Annotated in this window: 20 protein-coding genes; 14 read left to right on the top strand and 6 right to left on the bottom strand. The window is 59.1% G+C overall.

From position 1 onward, the window contains the following. Nucleotides 1–7: 7 nt before the first annotated feature. The 5 genes from AC1Z1G_RS07725 to AC1Z1G_RS07705 form a co-directional block, all read right to left on the bottom strand. Nucleotides 8–1,117, bottom strand: a complete 1,110-nt coding sequence (locus AC1Z1G_RS07725; protein WP_483626177.1) for a flagellar basal body P-ring protein FlgI — start codon at nucleotides 1,115–1,117, stop codon at nucleotides 8–10. 15 nt (nucleotides 1,118–1,132) lie between these two features. Then, a complete protein-coding gene (flgH, locus tag AC1Z1G_RS07720) occupies nucleotides 1,133–1,828 on the bottom strand; it encodes a flagellar basal body L-ring protein FlgH (protein WP_483626175.1) in 696 nt (231 codons plus the stop codon). A 51-nt stretch (nucleotides 1,829–1,879) separates the two neighbouring features. After that, complete coding sequence (gene flgG, locus AC1Z1G_RS07715; RefSeq protein ID WP_483626174.1) at nucleotides 1,880–2,665, bottom strand: flagellar basal-body rod protein FlgG; 786 nt, start codon at nucleotides 2,663–2,665, stop codon at nucleotides 1,880–1,882. Between the two features lie 45 nt (nucleotides 2,666–2,710). Next, nucleotides 2,711–3,451 (bottom strand): flagellar basal body rod protein FlgF, encoded by a 741-nt coding sequence (locus AC1Z1G_RS07710; RefSeq protein ID WP_483626173.1) that lies wholly within the window; start codon nucleotides 3,449–3,451, stop codon nucleotides 2,711–2,713. 231 nt (nucleotides 3,452–3,682) lie between these two features. Continuing rightward, nucleotides 3,683–5,236, bottom strand: coding sequence for a sigma-54-dependent transcriptional regulator (locus AC1Z1G_RS07705; protein ID WP_483626172.1), 1,554 nt, complete (start codon nucleotides 5,234–5,236; stop codon nucleotides 3,683–3,685). A 397-nt stretch (nucleotides 5,237–5,633) separates the two neighbouring features. Between AC1Z1G_RS07705 and phhA the strand changes: the two genes are divergently transcribed. From phhA to AC1Z1G_RS07675, 6 genes are all read left to right on the top strand, one after another. Further along, complete coding sequence (phhA, locus tag AC1Z1G_RS07700; protein ID WP_483626171.1) at nucleotides 5,634–6,425, top strand: phenylalanine 4-monooxygenase; 792 nt, start codon at nucleotides 5,634–5,636, stop codon at nucleotides 6,423–6,425. 70 nt (nucleotides 6,426–6,495) lie between these two features. Then, the gene (locus tag AC1Z1G_RS07695; RefSeq protein ID WP_483626170.1) at nucleotides 6,496–6,852 is read left to right on the top strand and encodes a 4a-hydroxytetrahydrobiopterin dehydratase; all 357 of its coding nucleotides are present in this window, start codon (nucleotides 6,496–6,498) and stop codon (nucleotides 6,850–6,852) included. Then, nucleotides 6,852–8,045 (top strand): amino acid aminotransferase, encoded by a 1,194-nt coding sequence (locus AC1Z1G_RS07690; RefSeq protein WP_483626168.1) that lies wholly within the window; start codon nucleotides 6,852–6,854, stop codon nucleotides 8,043–8,045. The genes AC1Z1G_RS07695 and AC1Z1G_RS07690 overlap by 1 nt, the downstream gene beginning before the upstream one ends. A 310-nt stretch (nucleotides 8,046–8,355) precedes the next feature. Next, nucleotides 8,356–8,487, top strand: a complete 132-nt coding sequence (locus tag AC1Z1G_RS07685) for a hypothetical protein (RefSeq protein WP_256585517.1) — start codon at nucleotides 8,356–8,358, stop codon at nucleotides 8,485–8,487. Between the two features lie 76 nt (nucleotides 8,488–8,563). Continuing rightward, nucleotides 8,564–8,761: a hypothetical protein gene (locus AC1Z1G_RS07680; RefSeq protein WP_483626166.1), complete on the top strand. Its 198-nt coding sequence runs from the start codon at nucleotides 8,564–8,566 to the stop codon at nucleotides 8,759–8,761. Between the two features lie 90 nt (nucleotides 8,762–8,851). Beyond that, on the top strand, nucleotides 8,852–10,051 hold the full coding sequence (locus AC1Z1G_RS07675; protein ID WP_483626164.1) for an MFS transporter: 1,200 nt from the start codon (nucleotides 8,852–8,854) through the stop codon (nucleotides 10,049–10,051). Here the strand turns inward: AC1Z1G_RS07675 and arfB are convergent. After that, nucleotides 10,048–10,461, bottom strand: a complete 414-nt coding sequence (gene arfB, locus AC1Z1G_RS07670) for an alternative ribosome rescue aminoacyl-tRNA hydrolase ArfB (protein WP_483626163.1) — start codon at nucleotides 10,459–10,461, stop codon at nucleotides 10,048–10,050. The genes AC1Z1G_RS07675 and arfB overlap by 4 nt on opposite strands. 139 nt (nucleotides 10,462–10,600) lie before the next feature. Between arfB and AC1Z1G_RS07665 the strand changes: the two genes are divergently transcribed. The 8 genes from AC1Z1G_RS07665 to AC1Z1G_RS07630 all read left to right on the top strand — a co-directional run bounded on the left by AC1Z1G_RS07665 (nucleotide 10,601) and on the right by AC1Z1G_RS07630 (nucleotide 24,708). Further along, a complete protein-coding gene (locus tag AC1Z1G_RS07665; RefSeq protein ID WP_483626161.1) occupies nucleotides 10,601–12,004 on the top strand; it encodes a site-specific integrase in 1,404 nt (467 codons plus the stop codon). 482 nt (nucleotides 12,005–12,486) lie between these two features. Further along, the gene (locus tag AC1Z1G_RS07660; RefSeq protein WP_483626160.1) at nucleotides 12,487–12,702 is read left to right on the top strand and encodes a helix-turn-helix transcriptional regulator; all 216 of its coding nucleotides are present in this window, start codon (nucleotides 12,487–12,489) and stop codon (nucleotides 12,700–12,702) included. Nucleotides 12,703–13,304: 602 nt separating this feature from the next. Continuing rightward, nucleotides 13,305–13,703, top strand: a complete 399-nt coding sequence (locus AC1Z1G_RS07655; protein ID WP_483626159.1) for a hypothetical protein — start codon at nucleotides 13,305–13,307, stop codon at nucleotides 13,701–13,703. Nucleotides 13,704–13,902: 199 nt separating this feature from the next. Beyond that, complete coding sequence (locus AC1Z1G_RS07650) at nucleotides 13,903–14,277, top strand: virulence-associated protein E (RefSeq protein ID WP_483626157.1); 375 nt, start codon at nucleotides 13,903–13,905, stop codon at nucleotides 14,275–14,277. Then, nucleotides 14,274–15,791 (top strand): DUF3631 domain-containing protein, encoded by a 1,518-nt coding sequence (locus tag AC1Z1G_RS07645; RefSeq protein ID WP_483626155.1) that lies wholly within the window; start codon nucleotides 14,274–14,276, stop codon nucleotides 15,789–15,791. Before AC1Z1G_RS07650 ends, AC1Z1G_RS07645 begins: the two co-directional genes overlap by 4 nt. A 715-nt stretch (nucleotides 15,792–16,506) precedes the next feature. Continuing rightward, nucleotides 16,507–17,025: an Hcp family type VI secretion system effector gene (locus AC1Z1G_RS07640; protein WP_347903517.1), complete on the top strand. Its 519-nt coding sequence runs from the start codon at nucleotides 16,507–16,509 to the stop codon at nucleotides 17,023–17,025. A 133-nt stretch (nucleotides 17,026–17,158) separates the two neighbouring features. Next, on the top strand, nucleotides 17,159–20,056 hold the full coding sequence (locus AC1Z1G_RS07635) for a type VI secretion system Vgr family protein (RefSeq protein WP_483627779.1): 2,898 nt from the start codon (nucleotides 17,159–17,161) through the stop codon (nucleotides 20,054–20,056). Then, entirely contained in the window at nucleotides 20,053–24,708 is a 4,656-nt protein-coding gene (locus tag AC1Z1G_RS07630) for an RHS repeat-associated core domain-containing protein (RefSeq protein WP_483626153.1), read from the top strand. The genes AC1Z1G_RS07635 and AC1Z1G_RS07630 overlap by 4 nt, the downstream gene beginning before the upstream one ends. Nucleotides 24,709–24,712: the final 4 nt, after the last annotated feature.

The following is a 24,712-nucleotide window of genomic DNA, read 5'->3' as shown; positions in this document are numbered from 1 at the left end:
CCCTACCTCAAATCACGATCAGGTCGGCTTGCAACGCGCCGGCCTGCTTCAGGGCTTCGAGGATGGCCATCAAGTCACCCGGCGCAGCGCCGACCTGATTCACCGCACGGACGATCTCATCCAGCGTGGTGCCCGGGCCGAATTTGAACATCGGCTTGGCCTCTTGCTGAGCATTGACCCGCGAGCGCGGCACGACCGCCGTCTGGCCGTTGGACAGAGGGCCAGGCTGACTGACAATCGGGTCTTCGGTAATGGTCACCGTCAGGCTGCCGTGAGTCACAGCGGCCGGCGAAACCTTGACGTTCTGGCCGATCACGATGGTGCCGGTGCGCGAGTTGATGATGACTTTCGCCACCGCCTGACCCGGATCGACCTCAAGGTTTTCAAGGATCGACAGATAATCCACGCGCTGACTCGGATCGAGCGGTGCCGTGACGCGAATCGAACCACCGTCGACGGCCTGGGCAACGCCAGGGCCAAGCATGTCGTTGATCTTGTCAACGATGCGCTTGGCCGTGGTGAAGTCCGAACGATTGAGGTTCAGGGTCAGGCTGTTGCCCTGATTGAAGCCACTCGGCACCGCACGCTCAACCGATGCACCACCCGGGATGCGACCGGCCGACGGAACGTTGACGGTAATTTTCGAACCGTCGCGACCCTCGGCATCAAAACCGCCAACCACCAGGTTGCCCTGAGCCACCGCGTAGACGTTACCGTCGATACCCTTGAGCGGCGTCAGCAGCAAGGTGCCGCCACGCAGGCTCTTGGAGTTGCCGATGGACGAGACGGTAATATCGACCTGCTGACCCGGCTTCGCGAACGCCGGCAATTCTGCACTGATCGAAACTGCCGCGACGTTCTTCAACTGCACGTTGCCGGAACCGGCCGGCACCTTGATGCCGAACTGCGACAACATGTTGTTGAAGGTCTGCAGGGTGAACGGCGTTTGCGTGGTCTGGTCGCCCGTGCCGTTAAGCCCGACAACCAGGCCGTAGCCGATCAGTTGGTTGGAGCGCACGCCCGAAATACTGGCGATGTCCTTCAACCGCTCGGCCTGAACGCCAAGGGAAGTGGACAGCAACAACATGGCCGCCATCAGGTGCTTGAAGTTAAGCATGGAAATATTCATCACCTAGAAAGGGAACAGCGGGCTTAGGAAGAAACGGTCGAACCAGCCTGGCTGACTCGCATCGGCAAAGGAACCGGTGCCCGAATAAGTGATGCGCGCATCCGCGACACGGGTCGATGACACGGTGTTGTCGGTGGCGATATCGTCCGCCCGCACCAGGCCGGCAATCCGCACCAGCTCGTCACCCGTGTTGAGGGTCATCCACTTCTCGCCGCGCACGGCAATGATGCCGTTGGGCAAGACGTCGGCGACGGTCACGGTGATCGAGCCGGTCAGGCTGTTGCCCTGCCCGGCCTTGCTGTCACCCTTGGTTGCTCGGTCGCCGCTGTAGCCAGCACTGAGACTCAGGTCGCCATCGCCGAACGGGTTATTGGTGTTGGGCACCGCGCCGAACAGCGAGGTCAGGCCGACGCCCGTCTTGCTGTTCTTGGCCACTTGCGAGTTGGCGTTTTTGCTCGCCTGGGTCTTCTCGTTCAGGGTGATCGTGATGATGTCACCCACCCGGAATGCCTTACGGTCGCTGTACAGGTTCTGCTCGAAACCGGCCTGATAGATCGAGCCGTTATTCGCCGCCGCCGGCAACGGGGTACGGGGCAACACCGGCGCATAGTAAGGGTCATTGGGCTTCGGCGTCGGGGCGACGCAGCCCGCGAGCACGGCGATCCCACTCAATGCGAGAACTGATACAAAGCGTTTCATGACCCTACCTCACGGTGTTGCAGGCGGCCTCATGCCGCCCCATAGACTTGATTACAGATTCTGCGTTACGAACGAGAGCATCTGGTCGGCAGTGGAGATCACCTTGGAGTTCATCTCGTAGGCACGCTGAGTGGTGATCATGTTGACCATCTCTTCAACGGTGCTGACGTTGGACGTTTCCAGGGTGCTCTGCAGCGTGGTGCCGAAACCGTTCAGGCCCGGGGTGCCGACTTGCGGCGCGCCACTGGCAGCGGTTTCCAGGAACAGGTTGTTACCCACTGCTTGCAGACCGGCCGGGTTGATGAAGTCGGCGGTTTGCAGATTGCCGATCACCTGGGAAGCCGGGTTGCCGGCGATAGTGATCGAAACGGTGCCGTCGCGACCAACCGTGAAGGTCTGCGCGTCGTTCGGGATGACAATGGCCGGCTCCAGGGCAAAACCGCTGGCGTTCACGACCTGGCCGTTGGAGTCGAGGTGGAAAGTACCGTCACGGGTGTAGGAGGTAGTGCCATCCGGTTGCAGGATCTGGAAGAAACCACGACCGTCGACCGCCAGGTCCAACGGATTTTCGGTGGTTTGCAGGCTGCCGGCGGTGAAGTTCTTCTGGGTACCGACGATGCGCACACCCGTACCCACTTGCAGGCCCGACGGCAGTTCGCTGTCCTGGGTCGACTGAGCACCCGGCTGGCGTTTGATCTGGTACAGCAAGTCCTGGAACTCGGCACGGTCACGCTTGAAACCCGTGGTCGATACGTTCGCCAGGTTGTTGGAAATGGTAGTCAGGTTAGTGTCCTGGGCGGACAGACCTGTTTTGGCAACCCATAGAGCCGGAAGCATTCGATTCTCCTCGTGCGCCTGTTTTACGGCGCGACGTTCTGATAATTAGCTGATCTGCAAGACCCGAGCCATGGCCTGGTCGTCATCTTTGGCGGTGTTCATCATCTTGATGTGCAATTCGAACTGCTTGGCCAAAGCCAGCACCGAGGTCATTTCCTCGACGGCGTTGACGTTGCTCGACTCCAGGAAGCCCGACACCAGTTGAACGTTGGCGTCTGCCACCGCTGGCTGGCCGTCCTTGGTGTGGATCGAACCGTCCAGACCCTTGGTCATGCTCTTCAGATCGGGGTTGACCAGTTTGATGCGGTCGACCTCAGCCATCACACGCGGGCCTTCGCCCATCGCACGGATGCTGATGGTGCCGTCCTGACCGACTTCGATTTTCTGCTCGGGCGGCACGGCGATAGGACCGCCATTGCCCATCACCGGCATGCCGTTGCCGGCACGCAGCACACCCAGAGCGTCAACATTCAGGCTGCCGGTGCGCACGTAGCTTTCACCGCCACCCGGGTTTTGCACAGCGATCCAGCCATTGCCGCTGACCGCCACATCGAGGTCACGGCCGGTTTCCACCAGGGAGCCTGGCGTGAAATCGGTGGCTGGACGCTCGGACATGGCAAATGCACGCGCCGGAAAGCTGTCACCAAATACCGGCATCGAACGAGCCTGTTCCAGGTCTTTCTGGAAACCGTTGGTGGAAATGTTCGCCAGGTTGTTGGCATGGGCCTTTTGCGCCAGTGCGTTCTGGCTGGCGCCGGTCATTGCCACATAAAGGTACTTGTCCACAGTCTTTCCTCTGCATGCCGGACGTTTGCCGCCCACTGCTGTACTGCTGAGTCATAAGCAATTTGCAGACCAACTTTTCGTTGATGGCACGAAGCCCTCTAAACAAAGGACTTGAGAGGTATCAGAGGGATTTTGTTGATTGTGTCAAAGACGAAAAACCGGCGCGGATATGCCGCTTGACGGCAAGTGCCAGCCTTTGCAGCCAACACAAAACAATGCGGGATTGACGTTCTACTCCTTGCCTACTTCGTACTCACGTAGCTTGTTGGCAATGGTGGTGTGGGAAACCCCCAATCGCTTGCCCAACTGCCGACTGCTCGGATGTTCCGAGTAAAGTCGTTCCAGCACCGCCTTCTCGAAGCGCCCGACAATCTCGTCCAGCCCGCCCTCCAGGGAGAATTCGCCAAGCGGCTGGCGCACGCCGTAATCGGGCAACCGGATATGCTCGGCCTTGACCATCCCGCCATCGCACAACGAAACCGCCTGGAACAGTACGTTCTCCAACTGCCGCACGTTACCCGGCCAATGGTAATGACTGAGTCGATCCATGGCCGCCGGTGCCAACTTGGGTAATGGGCAACCGATCTGCCGACTGGCCTGATCGAGAAAATGCTCCACCAGTGGCGCCAACCCGTCGAGGCATTCACGCAGCGGCGGGATGTGCAGGGAAAGCACATTCAAGCGATGGTAAAGGTCCTGGCGAAACTCGCCGCGAGCGCACAACTCGGACAGATCAACCTGCGTCGCACAGATCACCCGCACATCCAGATAGACCTCCTCGTCACTGCCCACCCGACGGAAGCATCCATCCTGCAAGAACCTGAGCAGTTTCACCTGCAAGCGCGGACTCATTTCCCCAACCCCATCGAGAAACAACGTACCGCCCGCCGTCAGCTCCAGCAGCCCGAGCTTGCCTTCGGCCCGTGCGCCTTCGAACGCACCGGGACCGTAGCCAAACAGCTCGGTCTCAGCCATCGACTCCGGCAACCCGGCGCAGTTGAGCGCCATCAGCGGCGACTGCCCGCGAGGACTGGCCAGGTGACAGGCGCGCGCCAGCAACTCTTTGCCGGTGCCGGTTTCGCCTTCTATCAATAGCGGCGCATCCAGCGGTGCCATGCGCCGGGCTTCGCGCACCACCGCCGCCATGACCCTGGAACTCTGGAAAATACTGTCGAAGCCGCGAAGCTCCTGCTTGCGCACGTTATAGATGCGTTCACCCACCCGATCCGCCCGGTGCAGCGTCAGCACAGCGCCGGCCATGGCCTCACTGTCATCGTGCTCCGATTGCAACGGCGCGATATCGGCAAGAAACACATCGCCCTTGACCTTGACCCGCAATCCATTGATTCGCGACTTGTTGGCGCGCACCAACTCCGGCAGGTCGAAATCCTCGGCATAGCGCGACAGCGGAATGCCCGGCACCTCATCGACACGCACCCCCAGCAACTGAGCGGCAGCACGGTTCGCCGCCACGATGGAGCCCCCCATATCAATGGACAACACCGGAAACTCCAGCGCCCCGAGCAATGCATTCAACTCCATGTGCCGACGCTCACTGGGCATCAGCCCTACGCGCTTGACACCGAACACGCCAGCAATCGCCTCGAACTTCGGACGCAACGCCTGGAACTGGATGTTGATCAGGTTCGGACAGTGCAGGTAAATCGCATTGCCGTGCTCACCCCCCACTTCACCGCGAGCAACGTTGATCCCGTACTCCACCAGCAGATTGAGAATGTCGCGCAGGATACCGATGCGGTTCTGGCAATGGACTTTGATACGCATATAAAGGCCTAAAAAAGCGGTGGATGCCTGGAATGCAAAACCTGTGGGAGCGAGCCTGCTCGCGAATGCGCTATGGCAGTAAAATCGATATCGACTGACATGGCCTCTTCGCGAACAGGCTCGCTCCCACACAGGTAATTGCAGCGTCTCGGATGGATTTTTCTGCCGAGGCGCTCAGATAGTCGTCAAGATTATGTGACAGATAGAGCGCTTTTCAAACCCGGAAAACTCAATAGCTGTGCACCAGAGCGCATTGCGTAACGAATACTTTACAAAAAATGAAGATTCCTCCTGCAAACAACGCTGCCACCCTGCTGCAAGGTCGTGCACTTCGGCGTATTTCTAGGTCTATACAGGCAAGACATAACAAGAACGTATCCCTTTGCAGGAGAGCAGCATGAAGCAGACGCAGTACGTGGCCCGCGAGCCCGACGCGCAAGGTTTTATCGACTACCCCGCCGAAGAACACGCGGTGTGGAATACGCTGATCACTCGCCAACTGAAAGTGATCGAGAATCGCGCGTGCCAGGAATACCTGGACGGCATCGAAAAACTCGGCCTGCCCCACGACCGTATCCCGCAACTGGGTGAAATCAACAAGGTCCTCGGCGAGACCACTGGCTGGCAAGTGGCCCGAGTGCCAGCACTGATCCCCTTCCAGACCTTTTTCGAATTGCTGGCCAGCAAACAGTTTCCGGTGGCGACGTTTATTCGTACCCGTGAAGAGCTGGATTACCTGCAAGAACCGGACATTTTCCACGAGATTTTTGGCCACTGCCCGCTCCTGACCAACCCTTGGTTCGCAGAATTCACCCACACCTACGGCAAACTCGGCCTACAAGCCTCCAAAGAAGAGCGCGTGTACCTGGCGCGCCTGTACTGGATGACCATCGAGTTCGGCCTGGTCGACACCCCGCAAGGCCAGCGCATCTACGGCGGCGGCATCCTCTCCTCGCCAAAAGAGACGGTCTACAGCTTGTCCAGCGAGCCGGAGCATCAAGCCTTCGACCCACTGGAAGCCATGCGCACGCCGTATCGCATCGACATCTTGCAACCCCTGTATTTTGTCCTGCCGAACCTCAAGCGTCTGTTCGACCTGGCCCACGAAGACATCATGGGCATGGTCAAGCAAGGCATGCAGCTGGGGCTTCACGCACCGAAGTTTGCGCCCAAGCCTAAAGCGGCCTGAGAACGCCCGCAGTCGCGGTGCGCTCGAAAAAATAGTAAGTTCTAACAAGAATCGATTTCAGGAATACACCATGAACGCTCTGAACCAAGCCCATTGCGAAGCCTGCCGTGCCGATGCCCCACAGGTCAGCGACGAAGAACTGCCGGTACTGATCAAGCAGATCCCTGACTGGAACATCGAAGTTCGCGACGGCGTAATGCAGCTGGAAAAAGTTTTCCTGTTCAAGAATTTCAAGTTCGCCCTGGCCTTCACCAACGCCATGGGTGAAATCTCCGAAGCCGAAGGTCACCACCCAGGCCTGCTCACCGAGTGGGGCAAAGTCACTGTGACCTGGTGGAGCCACTCGATCAAAGGTTTGCACCGCAACGACTTCATCATGGCTGCGCGCACCGACGAAGTAGCCAAAGACGCCGAGGGCCGCAAGTAATGCATTTCGACGCCATCGGCCGAGTACCCGGCGACCCGATCCTCGGCCTGATGGAGGCCTATGCGCAGGACAGTAACCCGCGCAAATTCGACCTCGGCGTGGGTGTCTACAAAGACGCCCAAGGCCTGACGCCGATCCCTCAGTCCGTGAAACTGGCCGAACAGCGGCTGGTCGATCGCCAAACCACCAAGACCTACATTGGCGGCCACGGCGACGCCGCATTCGGCAAGGTCATCAACGAACTGGTGCTGGGCGTCGACTCGACGCTGATCACCGAGAAGCGCGCCGGGGCCACTCAGACGCCTGGCGGCACCGGTGCCCTGCGCCTGAGTGCCGACTTCATCGCCCAGTGCCTGCCGGGCCGTGGCGTGTGGCTGAGTAACCCGACCTGGCCGATCCACGAAACCATCTACGCGACCGCCGGCCTCAAGGTCAGTCATTACCCGTACGTGGGCAGCGACAACCGCCTGGACATCGAAGCGATGCTGGCGACGCTGGACCTGATCCCCAAGGGCGACGTGGTCCTGCTACACGCCTGCTGCCACAACCCAACCGGTTTCGACCTGTCCCACGAAGACTGGCGTCGCGTGCTGGAAGTGGTTCGCCGTCGCGAACTGCTGCCGCTGATCGACTTCGCCTACCAGGGTTTTGGCGACGGCCTGGAGCAGGATGCCTGGGCAGTACGGTTGTTTGCCGCCGAACTGCCTGAGCTGCTGATCACCAGTTCCTGCTCGAAAAACTTCGGCCTGTATTGCGACCGCACAGGCGCACTGATTGTCTGCGCCAAGGATGCCGAGAAACTGACGGACATCCGCAGTCAATTGGCCAACATTGCCCGCAACCTGTGGTCCACGCCACCGGATCACGGCGCGGCCGTTGTAGCGACCATCCTGGGCGACCCGGAACTCAAAGGCCTGTGGATCGACGAAGTCGAAGCCATGCGCCTGCGTATCGCGCAGTTGCGTTCAGGGCTGCTGCAATCACTTGAGCCTCATGGTTTGCGCGAGCGTTTTGCACACATCGGCGTGCAACGCGGGATGTTCTCCTACACCGGTTTGACGCCGGCACAGGTGAAGAACCTGCGGGACAATCACAGCGTGTACATGGTCAACTCTGGCCGTGCCAACGTGGCGGGGATTGATGCCACGCGCCTGGATCTGCTGGCCGCGGCGATTGCCGAAGTCTGCAAGTAACCTCCTGTAAAGCAAGCTCCTGTGGCGAGGGAGCTTGCTCGCGCTCGAGCACGCAGTGGTCGCAACGCCTGTATTCGAGTTTTAGCTCAACGAACTCATTGCCTGGCTTTTGGGGCTGCTCCGCAACCCAGCGGGAGCAAGCTCCCTTGCCACAACGGTTTCATTGCTCCGACACCCGCTGCGGCCATCTGTCGCAGAAATCCAAGATAAAAGCCTATTTGTCATTTTTCCTGCTGTATCCTGCCAAGGCTTTTTAAAAGCGCGGATCTACACAGCGATTTAAAAACAGACTTTGCGAGGAGCAACCAACATGCATGAGATTCCGAATCTCCCCTTCCCAAGCCTGCACGAAACTGAGCAGACAACCCCGCAACAAGCCGGCGCCCAACAGCCCGAGCCGAAAGAAGCCACTGGCAGCCGCAAGGCCGACAGCGAAGACTGAAAACGCTTGAACCAGACCGTGTGGAAAGCGCTTTCTCATGCGCTTTCCACACCGCCTGAACAACGGACCCCGCACCATGACCGACAACTCGCACACCGATCCCTTCAGCGAAAACCAGGCCAACGTGTTGATTGGCACCGCTGAAAAAATGATCGACATCTGGAACCGCCTCACACCCGAAAAACAAGCCCTGCTGCTGGCCCGCTTCGGCAACCAGGAAAACGCCCTCGCAGCCTTGGTCACCACGCAACTGGTAGCCCCCGCCAAACCCTGATTCCCCCGATAGAAACAAAGCAGCGTACGGGTCCCAGCATCGGTATCATAAGCAGCCTATCTATCCTGCTGCGCCAGTGGACCCTCTCCCATGCCCGATACCCAGCCACCCATGGCGGTCACGCTGCAAGTCGTCTCCATCGTCCTCTTCACCTTCATCGGCTACCTGAACATCGGCATCCCTTTGGCCGTACTGCCCGGCTACGTGCACAGCGACCTGGGCTTTGGCGCAGTGATCGCGGGCCTGGTGATCAGCGTGCAATACCTCGCCACCCTGCTCAGCCGACCTTACGCCGGGCGGATCATCGACAACCTGGGCAGTAAGCGCGCGGTGATGTATGGCCTCGCCGGCTGTGGGTTGAGTGGTGTTTTCATGCTGCTGTCGGCCTGGACACAACACCTGCCGGCCTTGAGCCTGATCAGCCTGCTGATCGGCAGACTGGTGCTCGGCAGCGCAGAAAGCCTGGTAGGTTCTGGATCGATCGGCTGGGGCATCGGCCGGGTGGGCGCACAGAACACCGCCAAGGTGATCTCCTGGAACGGCATCGCCAGCTACGGCGCGCTGGCGGTCGGCGCACCGCTGGGGGTGCTGCTGGTTCATCACTTCGGGCTGTGGAGCATGGGCGTGAGCATTCTGTTGCTGGCGGCGTTGGGGCTGTTACTCGCCTGGCCAAAAACTGCCGCGCCGATTGTTGCCGGCGAGCGCCTGCCGTTCATGCATGTGCTGGGGCGCGTATTTCCCCATGGCTGCGGCCTGGCACTGGGCTCCATCGGCTTTGGCACCATCGCCACCTTCATCACCCTGTATTACGCGACCCACCACTGGGACAACGCTGTCGTCTGCCTGAGCCTGTTTGGCGCCGCCTTCATTGGCGCGCGCCTGATGTTCGGCAACCTGATCAACCGCCTCGGCGGGTTTCGGGTGGCGATTGCCTGCCTGTCGGTGGAAAGCCTCGGCTTGTTGCTGCTATGGATCGCCCCGGATGCCAACTGGGCGTTGGCCGGTGCGGCATTGAGCGGATTCGGTTTCTCACTGGTGTTCCCGGCGCTGGGCGTAGAGGCGGTCAACCTGGTGCCAGCCTCCAGCCGTGGCGCGGCCGTCGGCGCTTACTCGCTGTTCATCGACTTGTCGCTGGGCATCACCGGGCCATTGGCGGGGGCCATTGCCGCAGGGTTTGGCTTTGCCTCAATCTTCCTGTTTGCCGCACTGGCGGCACTGGCCGGCTTGCTGATCAGCGCCTACCTGTACCGGCAGACACCAAAATACCGGGAAGAACGCCAGAGCCGCTAGAAGTCCACCTTGCCACGCCCGGCCTTGATCGAGCCCCGCTTGGTCTTGGACTCCAGCCGACGCTTTTTCGAGCCCAATGTCGGCTTGGTCGGGCGACGCTTCTTCTCGACCTTGGTGGCACTCAGAATCAGCTCGACCAGGCGCTCAAGCGCATCGGCGCGATTGGCTTCCTGGGTCCGGTATTGCTGAGCCTTGATGACAATCACCCCCTCGCTGGTGATCCGACTGTCACGCAACGCCAGCAACCGTTCCTTGTAGAACTCGGGCAAGGATGAGGCCGGAATGTCGAAGCGCAAATGCATCGCACTGGAGACTTTGTTGACGTTCTGCCCACCCGCCCCCTGAGCACGAATGGCCGTCATCTCGACTTCGGCGTCAGGCAGATGCACGTTGTTGGAAACCCTCAGCATTGCATTCTCATAGTGATTCCTAAAATCTCTTAGCATCCATAAAGCCCTTGATTATTAGGGCTTTAGGCGTTCTTCTATTGTCTCAGTGTTTCACTAAACAACGTGACTTTTCAGGCGAAACGGGAAACAAACGGGAAATATGGCCAAGCGCATTCGACTGACAGAAATGGAAGCCTACAACGTCAAGGGCAAGAAATCCGAACCAATAGGCTCCCGTGGCAAAGGCACTCTGACACTTGAACGCAAGACGGCGGGTTTCATTAACGGCTACTACCGCGAGCGCACCAACGCCGGGGACAAACGCATCGCCCTGGGCACCCTGAGCAAGAATCCACGCCCTGACACCAACGAAATGGATCTGGACGCCATGCGTCTGGCAGCGCTGCGCATCGCCACCGCGTCAATCGCTGCCGGTGGGCTGGAAGAGTACCTGCAACAACAGTTAGCACTGAAGGCCGCCGCAGCGGCAGAGCTGGAGCGAGTGGCCGCACAAGCCGCCCTGGAGGCGAGACGTGGCACTTTCGGTGACCTACTGGACAGCTACGTAGTTCACCTAGAGAAGTCAGGAAAGGTGAGTCATAGGGCCGTGGCGAACCAGTTCAAGGCACATATCAAGGACTACCACCCCGAACTCATCCTACGCCCCGCCGCACTGATTGAGCCCGAAGATATCCAGTTCATTTTGTCCGGCGTACTCGGGCGTAAACCCAAGGGCCGAGGGGTCGGTAACCATGCCGCAGGCGGCGCATCAAATGACATGCGTTCGATCTGCAACAACTTACGCCTGTCACTGCAAGCGGCCTTTAGCCACGCGGTCAAAGCGCACCTATCCCCTGAGCGAATGGCGCACAGCGGTAAAGTGTTTGCCATCCGAGCTAACCCCGTCCGAGATGTCCCTGCCGTCCAAGGTGCTAAGCGCGCCAACACTGAATCTTTAACACCCGCTGAACTTGGAGAACTGTTGCGCTACCTGGATAAGCTGCCACAGCCAAAAAGTGCGATAGCAAACGCCCTGATCTACTTTGGTGGGCAGCGAATGACGCAGCTTTGCGCAATCCCCTGGACTGCTGTCACCGACGACACCATTTGCTTACTCGATGCCAAGGGACGCAAAGAACAGGCATGGGAGCACCTCCTGCCCATTACAGAGCGAATCCGCGAGATTCTGGCCCCTCTGGTAGAGCACCATATAGGAGCAGGTCCTTTCGCCTTCTCGGAGGATTCAACCGCGAGCACGTCCACGATTATCAAAGCATTTAGCGAGGCTGGCCGCGAACTCGCAGCGTCTGGTAAGACTCGCATCTTCACCTACCGCAACGTTCGCGTCACCGCAGAAACCTTAATGGCCCATCAGGGCATTGGCACCGAGATTCGCGCTTGGTTACTGTCACATGGACGCAGTGGCGTACAGGCCAAGCATTACGACCGCTACGCCTACCTGCCGGAGAAACGTGCAGCTCTGGAGCAGTGGGGACGCTATTTGGATGTCTTAGCGAAGGGAGAGACATCTAGCAGTAATGTTGTTTTATTAACTCGCAGATAAAAATCCGACGAACGGTAGTTATGTGCGCCATTTCGGAATATATACGCATATGTTTCCCGAATATTTCCGCGAGGCCGCTTTTCACTGCTTCCAAACAGCCCAAACTACCCCTTCGTCAATTCCCTCGAGTTGAATGCGACTGAAACGCCCCGCTACCATGTGGGCACTGGCGAGTTATGCCGTGACGCCCTAAACACCATAGAACACTGGGCAAAACAGCAAAACTGGTAAACAGCAGACAAGAAAAAACCCCGGTATTTGCCGTACCGGGGCCTATTCGGAAAGGGACGTTGGAGCGTCCCCTGCATACCGCGAAAAGCCAGTACGCCATCCGAGAGACGAAGCTTTTTGAGGGGCTTCTTCGTGGGCTTTTGGCCCACCACGAAACTGTATTGCCAGAAGGAGGACTATGCAATGTCCTCCCATCGACGCGAACATTTCACGCTCTCGGTTTTTCTGTACGTCGTTAGAGAAACCGAACAATGACACCATTCACCGGCAACACCCAACTTCCAAACCTGCCGCGTGCAGGCATTCGAGCTACCACAGAACAACTCTGCACCCTTTATCAGATCAGTCGCACCACCTGGTGGCGCTGGTCTAAAGCCGACAACTTCCCCACTCCCCTTCGCGCTGGCCGCATCCTGCGTTGGGATGCTGAGGCCGTGGACGCTTTCCTCACCAGCCAGAAGGGTTGAGCCATGTCAGCTTGCCTAACAGCTCGACCAAGGGTTGCAAACTCGTTCGTGCGCGGCTATCGTTCATCTGTCGCTGCCAATTCAGCGGCCGGGCTTGGTAACCCGTTGAACGTTAGGCGCAACAGCGCCCCCATTATGATTGCAGGCGCTTTTTTTGTGCCCGCAGATCCGTTTTATGGCAGCTGTGCGTGGGAGACCCTCGGGTCTGCCGGGTTCCTAACGTCCCGGTTTACCAACCTGCGTACAGCTGCCACCCATTCGCTTGGTAACGAACGTGGCAGCTCCAACATTACGTTAGGAGCTCCATCCATGATCGCCCTCATTCCGCCCGCAATCCGCGCACTTGCTCACCGTCGCATGGCCCTGAGCGCCCTCCGCGCAAACTCATCCCTATCCGTTCGACTCAAACGCTACAACGCCCATATGACATTTGTCCGAAGCTGTGAAGCCATTGCTTCCAACTCACCTGAAACAACGCGGCATCAAGTAGTTGGCTACCCATTAGCCGGCCACGACTGAGCATAAACAACCTCAGAGTTCTATCGCCTTTCTGGCCGCTAATAACGGTCGCGTAACCCAACTTACTCGACGGGTTTAACACAATGATCATTTTTCAAATGCGCAGTAATGCGCTGATGGGATCGGCTTGCCCAAAAAAAGCCTTTGATATCCAGCTCCAGGTCAAACAAATAAATCATGACGGATACGCAGCTCCCGTCCGTACCTATTACCAAGTCGGTGACCCGCAGAGTGTCCAGGCTGGGGACCGCGGAAAGGCAGTTGCCGGGGCAAGTGGGATGGCCAGCGCCGGGATTAAGGGCGTCGTTTCCGCAAGCGAGAAAGGCGAAATCCGGCTCAGGTACAGAGATAGCCAGGCCGAACGGTCTCGAACCGCTATTGGCTACATCGGTGAGAACGGCCTTGTACCAAACACCGCCTACTCGCTTGACGACAACAACGCTTCTGTACCGGCCACCCGTGCTTTGGGAGATGCGCAATGACCACGACTCCCCCTACGTCTACATGGGCAACGGCCCAGCAATTATGTGCTCGCTACCAAATCAGTCGCACCACTTGGTGGCGTTGGTCAACAACATCAGGCTTCCCCTTGCCTATTCGTTTTGGCCGCACAGTGCGCTGGGACGTCAATGTGATAGAGACCTACCTGACACGGCAGGAATCACATCACGAGGGTGCGAAATGACCCCCATAGACAATGTTCTGAACCGCCTGGACAAGGTAAAGATCAATGGTAAAGGTCGCTGGAAAGCCTGCTGCCCTGCTCACAACGACAAGTCGCCTAGCCTCGGGATTACAGAAACCCCAGACTGCACCGTCCTGCTCAAGTGTTGGATCGGGTGCAGTGCCCTGGAAGTTACCCGGGCCATTGGCCTAGAACTGCGCGACCTGTTTCCTGGCAAGAAGCGTGAGCGCAGCGGCCCCAGTCCTGCCGCCATGCGGCACGAACGTACGATCTACCTGATCGGCAAAAACTTGATTGAACAAGGGACTGATATGAGTGCCACTGACCTGGAGCGCTTCAACCTCGCCAAACAGCGCCTGGGGGTCGAATGACTACTCAAGATCGTTACGCAGACCAGTGGACCTCGACTGACAAAGTGGGTGACGCGGTTAAGAAACTCAGGAGCGATGCCGGTGCGCTGTATGAACCAGCCATCCTGTCCCTGCTGCAAAAGATGCGTGGAAAAGAGCCTTCAACCTTTGCCCGCCTTCGCGCCAAAGTGAAGGACACCAAGCAGGTGAGCATGGCCGAATTCGATCGCCTGACGGCTCCATCGGAGGATGAAGAAGACGCGGCCCATAATGATATTTTCGGTGAGATAGAACCGTGGCCCGAGAAGATCAGTGGAGAAGCCCTACTCGATGACATTGCAAACACCCTGAAAAGGTATGTCGCGGCAGACAAGGAAACTATCCTTGCGGCTGCACTTTGGGTGACCTTCACTTGGTTGATCGACGTGGTGCAAGTAGCTCCGATTGCCAACATTACCGCGCCGGAGAAACGCTGTGGCAAGTCCATTCTGTTAACAGTCCTGGGCAAGCTCGCTTACCGCCCATTGCAAGTCGCGAACATTGCTCCAGCGGCGTTGTATCGGGCTATTGAATTGTGGGCACCAACTTTACTGATCGACGAGGTAGACGCCTTCCTGGCGGCGCACGATGACGCCAGAGGCATCCTCAACGCCGGGTTCACCCGCGACAGCGCATCAGTCATTCGGTGCGTAGGCGACGACCACATGCCAACCCGTTTCAACGTTTGGGGTGCTAAAGCGCTGTGCGGTATCGGCAGGATTGCTGACACCCTGGCCGACCGTAGCATTCCCTTGCGCCTGCGTCGGCGGGTTGTGGGGGAGAAGGTTGAGCGTTTGCGTCATTCAGACCCGACCATCTGGATGCGGCTACAAGCGAAGCTGGCCCGGTTCGCTGCCGACAACGCCTCCATTATCGGTGATGCTCGTCCTGAGCCAATCCAAGGGCTTAACGACCGTGCGAACGACTCTTGGGAACCATTGCTCGCTATTGCCGATGTTGCCGCTGGACATTGGCCTAAGTCCGCACGGCAAGCGGCGATTGTGCTGCATGGCCTGGAGGGGGATACACCGAGCATTGGTGTCGAATTGCTCCAGGACGTGAAAGCTATGTTCATTGACAAGCGGGCAATCAAAATTTTCAGCGCGGACCTACTGGAAACTCTGATTGCTGATGACGAAGCACCCTGGGCTACCTGGAACCGTGGCAAACCGATGTCACCTCGCCAGCTATCGGGAAAACTGGCGGATTTTGGGATCAAGTCGAAACAGGTTCGTATCAATTTCGACAGCAAGAAGGGCTACCACATCGAGGACTTCAAGGACTCCTTTACCCGTTACCTTTCCGCCAATCCCCCCTCTCTATCCGAAACATCGAAACAAGCCAGTAACGACGAGGCCTCCAGCGTTTCGCAAGGCAATTATCCACCCTCTACAAAAAACCCTTACGAAACGCTACAACCTAGTAACCACGCGGGTTGTATCGATGTTTCGGCAGAACACCCCCTCCAGCGGGAAAGAGAGGAAACAAGGGGTTGAAAGAAGCCGTTTCGCATGAGGAGAGTCTGTAATGAGCTAGCACCTGATCAAACAATTGTCACCACCACAAAACAGGGGTGGCAAGAGCGCAGTACGTTGGTACTGCCAGTATAGGTAAACAGAGCAGACGAAATGCGCCTGCATGCGCCAGTTCAATTAACTCCACTGAAAAAATGCCCTAAAAAAGCCCCGCTTGGTATCTCTCCGGCGGGGCTTAGTTGTTCTCCAGGGTGCTGGCAGTAGAGCCGAGCGAATGATGGGGACACGTCATCACGCGATGAAATCTGCGTTTTCGTTCACGTGATTTGATCTTTGTCTGAGCAATCAAGCTGCTATGTTGCAGACCGTAGGGCTCGTTGCCCGTTTCGACGATTTCTTGCCCCCGATTTGAGATTTAGCCGGGAAGCGACCTTTTGCCTATGTGCGCAACTTCTTGCGCACTTGCTTCCAGAAACCCGCCCATAAATCCCCTACAGCCCACGGCCCACCTGGGCTGTAGCCGAGTGCGCAACTTCTTGCGCAGTACTGCGCAACTTCTTGCGCACTTTAGCGAAGCTTCCTACACGCCAGAAGGCAAAACCCCACACAAGCCACACATAACTAGTTGATTTAATTAGTAATTTTCATACATGGCACAAACCTTGATACATAAAGATCACCCACCGGGCGATTTCGCCCCCGGGCTATCTCATTTATGTAAGCAAGGAGAGCATCCATGGCAACACCAGCGTATATGTCCGTCACCGGCGAAAAACAAGGCCTGATCACCGCCGGCGCCTTCACCGCTGACTCCGTTGGCAACACCTACCAGGAAGGTCACGAAGACCAGGTCATGGTTCAGGGTTTCAGCCACGAAGTGATCATCCCGCGTGACCCGCAGTCCGGCCAACCAACCGGCCAGCGCGTTCACAAACCCGTGGTTATCACCAAAGTCTTCGACAAGGCTTCCCCACTGCTGCTGGCTGCCCTGACCTCGGGCGAGCGCATGACCACTATCGAAATCAAGTGGTACCGCACCTCCGCTGCCGGCACCCAAGAGCACTACTACACCACCAAACTTGAAGACGCGATCATCGTGGACATCAAGGACTACATGCACAACTGCCAGGACCCATCGAACTCGCACTTCACCCACCTGGAAGACGTGCATTTCACCTACCGCAAAATCACCTGGACCCACGAAGTATCCGGTACTTCGGGTTCCGATGACTGGCGTTCCCCGGTCGCTGGCTAAGTCTGGCCGACCGTTACACCACATCGGCCAGCGCTGCTGGTCGATGCTGTTTGCGTCACTCAAAAATTCTTGCGTTCTTTGATACCCGACAGGGATGTCGATGGACGCCGCTGCACTGCACGAGGAACAAGGGATGTTCTCACCGGCCAACCAACCCCATTTCACATTGACCCTTGAGGGCGCGGACTTTCAGGTCCTGGCTTTCAAGGGCCGTGAAGCCCTGAACACACCGTTCGAATTTGAGCTGGAGTTGGTCAGCGAACGTTCCTCGCTGAACCTCGAAAGCCTGCTGCACAAACTGGCCTTCTTGCAGCTCTCGCAAAACGGCACCGGCATTCACGGGCTGGTCTACAGCATCGCCCAGGGCGAGGCCGGCAAGCGCCTGACCCGCTATCGGATTTCCCTGCGTCCACAACTGGCCTACCTGGCCCATCGCGTGAATCAGCGCATCTTCCAGCAGATGACCGCGCCACAGATCATGGCCCAGGTGCTGGAAGAGCACGGCATCCTCGCCAGCGACTACAAATTCCAGCTCAGCGCGGTGTACCCCGAGCGCATTTACTGCGTGCAGTACGACGAATCCGACCTGCATTTCATCCAGCGCCTGTGCGAAGAAGAAGGTATTCACTACCACTTCCAGCACAGCGCCAGCGGCCATCTGCTGGTGTTCGGTGACGATCAGACGGTGTTCCCGAAACTCGCGCCGGTGGCCTATCAGCAGGACACCGGGCTGGTCGCCGATGACCCGGTGATCAAGCGCTTCGGGTTGCGTTTGGCCACCCGCACCAGCCGCACCACGCGCCGCGATTACGACTTCACCAAGCCGCGCATCGAGCTGGAAAGCGACGCCAAGAGCAGCGCCAAACCGGACCTTGAGGACTACGACTACCCAGGGCGTTTTGTCGACCGCGAGCGCGGTAAACACCTGGCCAATCGGGCGCTGGAACGCCACCGCAGCGACTACCGCCTCGCCGAAGGCAACAGTGATCAGCCGTTGTTGGTCACCGGGCATTTCCTGGCCCTGACCGAGCACGCCAACCCGGCGTGGAACGACCTGTGGCTGCTGACCGAAATTCTCCACGAAGGCAAACAGCCGCAGGTGCTGGAAGAGGTGATCAGCAGCGACGTCACCGACCTCAAGGACGATTTCCATCAGGGCTATCGCAACAGCTTCAGCGCAATCCCGTGGGACGTGCCGTATCGCCCTCCCCTCGATCACCCGAAACCCAAAGTGCTCGGCACCCAGAGTGCAATCGTCACCGGCCCTGCTGGCGAAGAGATTTTCTGCGACCAATATGGCCGGGTGAAGGTGCAGTTCTTCTGGGACCGCGAAGGCGAGTTCGACGACAAGACCAGTTGCTGGATGCGCGTGGCGTCGAACTGGGCCAGCCAGAATTTCGGCTCGATCAACCTGCCGCGCATCGGCATGGAAGTATTGATCAGCTTCCTCGAAGGCGACCCGGATCAGCCATTGATCACCGGTTGCCTGTACCACGGGGTGAACCTGCCGCCGTACAAGTTGCCGGACTTCAAGACCCTGGCCACGGTCAAGAGCAAGGAATACAAGGGCAGCCGCGCCAACGAATTGCGCATCGACGACACCACCAGCGAGATCAGCATCGCGCTGCGCAGTGATCACGGTGCCAGCGCGATCAACCTCGGCTACCTGACCCACCCGCGCCCGTCCGGTGGGCAGCCGCGTGGCGAAGGCTTTGAGCTGCGCACTGACCGCCACGGCGCGGTGCGTGCGGCAGCCGGTTTGCTGATCACCACCGAACCCCGTCACCACGAAAGCAAACACCACAAGGACCTGCCGGAAACCGCCGAACGCCTGGCCACCGCCAGCGAACAGCAAGACGGCTTCGCGATTCAGGCCCGCGAGGTGCAGGCCCAGGAACCCGGCGATCAGGACGACGTGGCCAAGGCGATGCATGCCCAGCATTTGGGCATTCTCGGCACCGGGCCGGGTGACCTGAGCACCAACGAATTCCCCGAGTTCGTCGAGCCGCACTTGGTGCTCGCCAGCCCGGCCGGCATCGCCCTGACCACCCCACGCTCGACCCATATCGCCACCGGCGAACACCTGGCGTTGAGCAGCACCGGCCACACCAGCCTGGCCATCGGCAAGCGCCTGCTGGCCAGCGCCAGCCAGGGCATGCGCCTGTTTGTGCAGAACCTGGGCTGGCGTTTGGTGGCGGCCTCCGGCGACATCGATCTTCGGGCGCTGAAAGACAGCATCAACCTGCTGGCCAAGCTCAACATCACCGCCAACGCCGACCGCATCACCCTCACGGCGAAAACCGAGCTGGTGATCCAGGGCGGCGGCAGCGCCACCACCTACAACGCCGGTGGCATCACCCACGCCACCACTGGGCCGTACACCGCCCACGCAGCGAACTTCGCCTACACCGGGGCGAAAAGCCTGGCCGGTGTGTTCCCCGAGCCGCCGAAACCGGGCAAAGGTGCCCTCGAACTGTTCAACCAGTACGCCAACCGCCAAGGCCTCAAGGACGGCGATTTCGAAGTGATCGATGCCCTCGGCAAGAGCCTCAAAGGCACCCTCGATGCCAAGGGTTTCGCCACGGTGGCCGGTGCCGCACCGGGACCGGCACGGGTGATATTCGGTCAGGACCCGGCAGATACCTGGAGTGTTGGCAGCTATATCGGCAAGCCTGAATGGCCACGTGAACAGCCCGGCGCGGAGAGCATTCCGGCGCAGGTGCAGGCCATGGTGGCGAGCCTTCTGCCTAGCGGTAGCAGCGCCATGCTGGAAAACGGCAAGGGCCTGATGCAAGGCGCACAAGGCGCGATGCAAACCGCCCAGCAGGTCAAGGGGCTTGTGCAAGGCGGACTTGCCGGCATGCCACAACGGGCCAGTGCAGCATTGCCGAGCGCCTCGTCGGTGTTGGGGGCTGCGAGCAAGATCGGTCAATTGCCAGGTTTACCCAGCGTGCCGAGCCTACCGCCTACGAGCCTTCCCAGGATTCCTCTTCAGACCCCGAGCCTGATGGCCGCTGAGATGCTTTCATGACCACTAGCAAAGCTGTTAAAAAACTACGTGAACCCCAAGTCGCGCCTACTCCCCTGAGCGAGGTCGACATTGAGGACGTGGCCGCGGGCGCCGAAAATTTCGATGCCTGGCTGCGAGAGATCAGCGACGACTGGGTCAACCTGGAGCGGATCAAAAACGTCGCGGGCGCCCTGCCTGCGGTGGGCAACGTCATTGCGCTGATGGATGCCCTGGGGGACATCGTCACGCTGGCCACCAGCGAGGAGCCTGACCCATTCGTCTGGGTCAGCCTGGGGATCAACCTGATCGGGGTTATCCCGCTTCCACCCACCATGGCCGCAGCGCGCATGAGCTTGCGGCCGATGCTGTTTCTGGTGCGTCAGGAGGGCAAGAAAGCCCTGGGTGATGCCTTGATCAATATCCTGATCGGGCACTTGAACGCCGATATCGTCGGCGCCCTCGATGACTTTGTCGGGGCTAAGGCCAAGGCACAACTCAAGGACCTGCTGGACGCCGTCGGCAAGTACGGCGAAGCGATGGTGATCGACCTCGCCAAGGGGCTGGAGGCACTCGCGACCGGGACGATTGATACCCAGACCGACCTCGATTCCTTCGGGCGACATGCGGATGCGTTGCTGCATAACCCCGGTGAGATCATCGACAATTCCTATGGTGCCGCCTCAAGCATCTTAAAACTCACTTACAAGAGCCTGGCCAACGTAGCAGCAGACGCCCTGATGCCGTCAAAGGCCAAGGCGCAGGTGCTGCGTAACACGCCCAAGTTGCGAGCCCTGGCACCGCAGCTACGTCGCGAGCTGAACAAGCTGGCTGATCCCCAGAACCCGGACTCCCTTGAGCGCCTGCGCCAGACCCTGGCGGACAGCGTGAAAGAATGGACGCTGCGCAACGAAAACGGTCAGGGTGCCAGTGTCAAACCCGATGCCATCAGCCAGGCCAAGCAGCTGGCGAGTGCCAATGCGCTGGAGGTGATCCGACGCCAAAAGCGCGGAAAAAAACGCCCCAAAGAACAGAAGAACGGCGTTTGCCCCGGGACCTGTAAAAGCATCAGTTTTGCCATGGGTTCGGAATCCATGGAGCACACCGACTTCAGCCTGCCGGGACCGTTCCCGGTGGCGTGGACCCGCACCTACTGCTCCGCCCTGAGCGCCTACGACCAGGGTGTCATGGGGGCTCGCTGGATCAGCGAATTCACCACCCGCTTCGACTGCGTTGACGACGGCCTGGTGTTTCAGGATGCCGACGGCCGCAGCCATGACTATCCATTGCCCAAGGTGGGCTTGTTCCACTACGACCCGATCGAAAACTTCACCCTGGTGCGCGCCGGCGAACAGCAACTGGTGCTGTGCCGTGGTTTCGAACGCAAGGAAACCTACGTCCGCCACGGCCAGCGCTACCTGCTGAGCGGTATCGTGCTGCGCAATGGCGCGGGGATCATGTTGCACCACGAGCATCGGCATGACGACCAGCCGGTGCTGTCGGACCTGATCACCTATCAGGATGATGTGACCAAGGTGCACCTGCACCTGGGCACCCTGCTCGACGAGCACGGTCGCTTGACTGGCCTGTGGGAAATCCGTGACGGCGCCCCCCAGCGGCAACTGTGTGCTTACCAGTACGACGCTGTCGGTGATCTGGTTCAGGCTCAGGATGAAAACGGCGCGGCCTGGAATTATCAGTACCAGCATCACCTGATCACCCGCTACACCGACCGCACCGGGCGCGGGATGAATCTGCAATGGGAAGGCCTTGGCGCCGACGCCAAAGCGGTGCGCGAATGGGCCGACGATGGCAGCTTCGACACCCGCCTGGAGTGGGACGAAAACATCCGCCTGACCTACGTCACCGATGCCCATGGCTACGAAACCTGGCACTACTACGACCTCCTTGGCTACACCTATCGCATCCGGCATGCCGACGGTAGTTCTGAGTGGCTGTTCCGTGATCAGGCCAAAAACGTGGTGCGCCACGTTCACGCCGACGGCAGCACCGACCGCTTCAGCTACGATGACCGTGGCAATGTCCTGGAGCACATTCGCGCCGACCACACGGTGGTGCATTACGCCTACGACGACCAGAGCCAACTGATCAAAATCAGCGATGCCGAGGGCGGTCAGTGGCAACGCGCTTATGACGACCACGGCAATCTGGTGGAAGCCCTCGACCCGTTGGGCAACAAGACCGAGTACGCCTACGACGCGGCGGGTCTGCCAACGGCAATCAAGGACGCCAACGGCAACGAAAAAGCCCTTGAATACAACGACGCCGGCCAGTTGGTGAAGTACGCCGACTGCTCGGGCAAGACCAGCGCCTGGGAGTACGACGATCGCGGGCAGATGATCTGCTTCACCGACGCGACGGGACAGAGCACCGAGTACCAGTACAAGGCCGGTCAACTGGTGCTGATCAAGCACCCGGACAAAACCGAGGACCGCTTCGAGCGTGATGCCGAGGGGCGTTTGTTGGTGCATGTCGATGCGCTGGATCGCTGCACCACCTGGAGCTATACCGTCGCAGGCCAGATCGCCGAGCGGGTCGATGCCGCCGAACAAACCCTGCGCTACCGCTGGGACCGCCTCGGCCGCTTGCAGACCCTGGAAAACAAAAACGAGCGGCGCGCGCACTTCCACTACGACCCGATGGGCCGACTGCTGGAAGAAACCGGTTTCGATGGCCACACCACACGCTACCAGTACGACCAGTACACCGGTCGCTTGCACAGCACCGTCAATGGCGAGCGCAGCATCGCGGTCAAGTTTGACCCGCTGGGCCGCCTGATCGAACGCCAGGCCAGCCTGGGTCAGCAGACGCAACGAGAAACGTTCGCCTACGACGGCAATGGCAACCTGGTCATGGCCTGCAACGATCAGAGTCGCTTGCAGTGGTTTCACGACCCGGCGGGCAATCTGGTGCGTGAACACCAACACTACCTGGGCCTGGAAAAACCCCAGGTCGCGGTCTGGCAGCATGAATACGACGTGCTCAACCAGCGTATCGCCACCGTGCGCCCGGACGGCCATCGCGTCAGTTGGCTGACCTATGGCAGCGGGCACTTGCTGGGCATGCGCCTGGATGAGCATGAACTGATTGGCTTTGAACGCGATGACCTGCACCGGGAAGTCGTCCGTCATCAAGGCAACCGCCTGCTGCAAACGCAAAAGTGGGACCCGGCCGGACGTCTGCAAGAACAGTTGCTGGCCCGTGGTGACGACAAGTCCACCCTGCTCAAACGCAACTACACCTACGATGCCGCTGGCCAACTGACCGACATCAATGACAGCCGCCGCGGCCCCCTCGCCTACCGCTACGACCCGGTCGGCCGACTGCTCAGCGCCACCACTCGCCAGGGCGTGGAAACCTTCGCCTTCGACCCGGCCGGCAACCTGCTGGACGAGAAAGTCCTGCAAATCCGTCGACCACTGGATCAAGACCAGCCGCGCAGCAAACTGCTGGATAACCTCCTGCGTGAATACGCCGGCACCCATTACGAATACGATGAGCGCGGCAACCGGATTCAGCGCTTGCACAACGGCACCCGCAGCCAAATGCAATGGGACCTGTTCGACCGACTGGTGCGTTTTGAAGACACTCGCCTGGCCGTTGACTATGCCTACGATGCCCTCGGCCGACGCCTGTACAAAAACTCCAACGTCCATTACAAACAGCGCCCCGAGGCCGGCTCCCAATGGAACCGCAACGAGCATGCGCGCAAACAGCGCGAACTGGGTTGCGGCTTCACCTTGTATGGCTGGGACGGTGACCAACTGGCGTGGGAAAGCAGCCCGGCGCAGCACGAAAGCGGCACTGGCCGCACGGTGCACTACATCTTTGAACCGGGCAGCTTCGTGCCGGTGGCGCAGGCGCTGCGGCATCAACCGATTCACCTGACAGGCCAACCGGATTACAGCGGCAGCTACAATCTGGATGACGACCCGTTGTGGAATCATAAACCGACGGTACTCCCCTTTGAGGCGCTGGCCTGGTATCAGTGCGATCACCTTGGTACGCCGCAGGAACTGACCGACCAACACGGCCACACCGCCTGGAGCGCGCAGTACAAAGCGTGGGGCGAAGTACGTGAACAGCGCTCGGAATGGGCGCAACAGCAAGGGCTGACGAACCCGATCCGGTTCCAAGGGCAGTACCACGACCATGAGACGGGGCTGCATTACAACCGGCATCGGTACTATGATCCGGGGGTTGGGCGGTTTATCAGTAAGGATCCAATCAGTTATGCGGGTGGGTTGAATTTATATGCTTATGCGCCGAATCCGACGGGCTGGGTTGACCCATTGGGACTGTCGGGTTGTCCATGTGACAGTTCCGGAAAAGGTGCAGCTAAAGCTCCAAAAGCTGTGGAAGCAATAACCAACCCTGCTCAGGCGCCCGTAATTCCTCCAGGCTGGGTTAGCCGTCCGGGGCGAAATGGAGGTGAAATATACTTCCCTCCAGGTACTGACCCCGCAAAAGGGGAACATATTAGAGTGATGCCAGAGGGATCTTCGCCGGTTCCTGGGTATGAAAACGGATATTGGCGCTGGCAAAACTCCGGAAAACAGCCTATGAATCCGGCGACAGGTAAACCAGGCCAAGGTCAGGGAGATACACACGTGCCACTTCCAGCGGATTCATTACCACCACTTCGCCGTTTATAATTAC

It is taken from the genome of Pseudomonas sp. JL27(2026), assembly GCF_056933555.1.
The sequence above is the reverse complement of the archived record's forward strand: the minus strand, read 5'-3'. Positions and strand labels throughout refer to the sequence as shown.

Coding starts and splice junctions, on each gene's coding strand:
- AC1Z1G_RS07725 (WP_483626177.1), bottom strand. CDS start 1,117: ATGCTTAACTTCAAGCACCTGATGGCGGCCATGTTGTTGCTGTCCACT.
- flgH (WP_483626175.1), bottom strand. CDS start 1,828: ATGAAACGCTTTGTATCAGTTCTCGCATTGAGTGGGATCGCCGTGCTC.
- flgG (WP_483626174.1), bottom strand. CDS start 2,665: ATGCTTCCGGCTCTATGGGTTGCCAAAACAGGTCTGTCCGCCCAGGAC.
- AC1Z1G_RS07705 (WP_483626172.1), bottom strand. CDS start 5,236: ATGCGTATCAAAGTCCATTGCCAGAACCGCATCGGTATCCTGCGCGAC.
- phhA (WP_483626171.1), top strand. CDS start 5,634: ATGAAGCAGACGCAGTACGTGGCCCGCGAGCCCGACGCGCAAGGTTTT.
- AC1Z1G_RS07695 (WP_483626170.1), top strand. CDS start 6,496: ATGAACGCTCTGAACCAAGCCCATTGCGAAGCCTGCCGTGCCGATGCC.
- AC1Z1G_RS07690 (WP_483626168.1), top strand. CDS start 6,852: ATGCATTTCGACGCCATCGGCCGAGTACCCGGCGACCCGATCCTCGGC.
- AC1Z1G_RS07685 (WP_256585517.1), top strand. CDS start 8,356: ATGCATGAGATTCCGAATCTCCCCTTCCCAAGCCTGCACGAAACTGAG.
- AC1Z1G_RS07680 (WP_483626166.1), top strand. CDS start 8,564: ATGACCGACAACTCGCACACCGATCCCTTCAGCGAAAACCAGGCCAAC.
- AC1Z1G_RS07675 (WP_483626164.1), top strand. CDS start 8,852: ATGCCCGATACCCAGCCACCCATGGCGGTCACGCTGCAAGTCGTCTCC.
- arfB (WP_483626163.1), bottom strand. CDS start 10,461: ATGCTGAGGGTTTCCAACAACGTGCATCTGCCTGACGCCGAAGTCGAG.
- AC1Z1G_RS07665 (WP_483626161.1), top strand. CDS start 10,601: ATGGCCAAGCGCATTCGACTGACAGAAATGGAAGCCTACAACGTCAAG.
- AC1Z1G_RS07660 (WP_483626160.1), top strand. CDS start 12,487: ATGACACCATTCACCGGCAACACCCAACTTCCAAACCTGCCGCGTGCA.
- AC1Z1G_RS07655 (WP_483626159.1), top strand. CDS start 13,305: ATGATCATTTTTCAAATGCGCAGTAATGCGCTGATGGGATCGGCTTGC.
- AC1Z1G_RS07650 (WP_483626157.1), top strand. CDS start 13,903: ATGACCCCCATAGACAATGTTCTGAACCGCCTGGACAAGGTAAAGATC.
- AC1Z1G_RS07645 (WP_483626155.1), top strand. CDS start 14,274: ATGACTACTCAAGATCGTTACGCAGACCAGTGGACCTCGACTGACAAA.
- AC1Z1G_RS07640 (WP_347903517.1), top strand. CDS start 16,507: ATGGCAACACCAGCGTATATGTCCGTCACCGGCGAAAAACAAGGCCTG.
- AC1Z1G_RS07635 (WP_483627779.1), top strand. CDS start 17,159: ATGTTCTCACCGGCCAACCAACCCCATTTCACATTGACCCTTGAGGGC.
- AC1Z1G_RS07630 (WP_483626153.1), top strand. CDS start 20,053: ATGACCACTAGCAAAGCTGTTAAAAAACTACGTGAACCCCAAGTCGCG.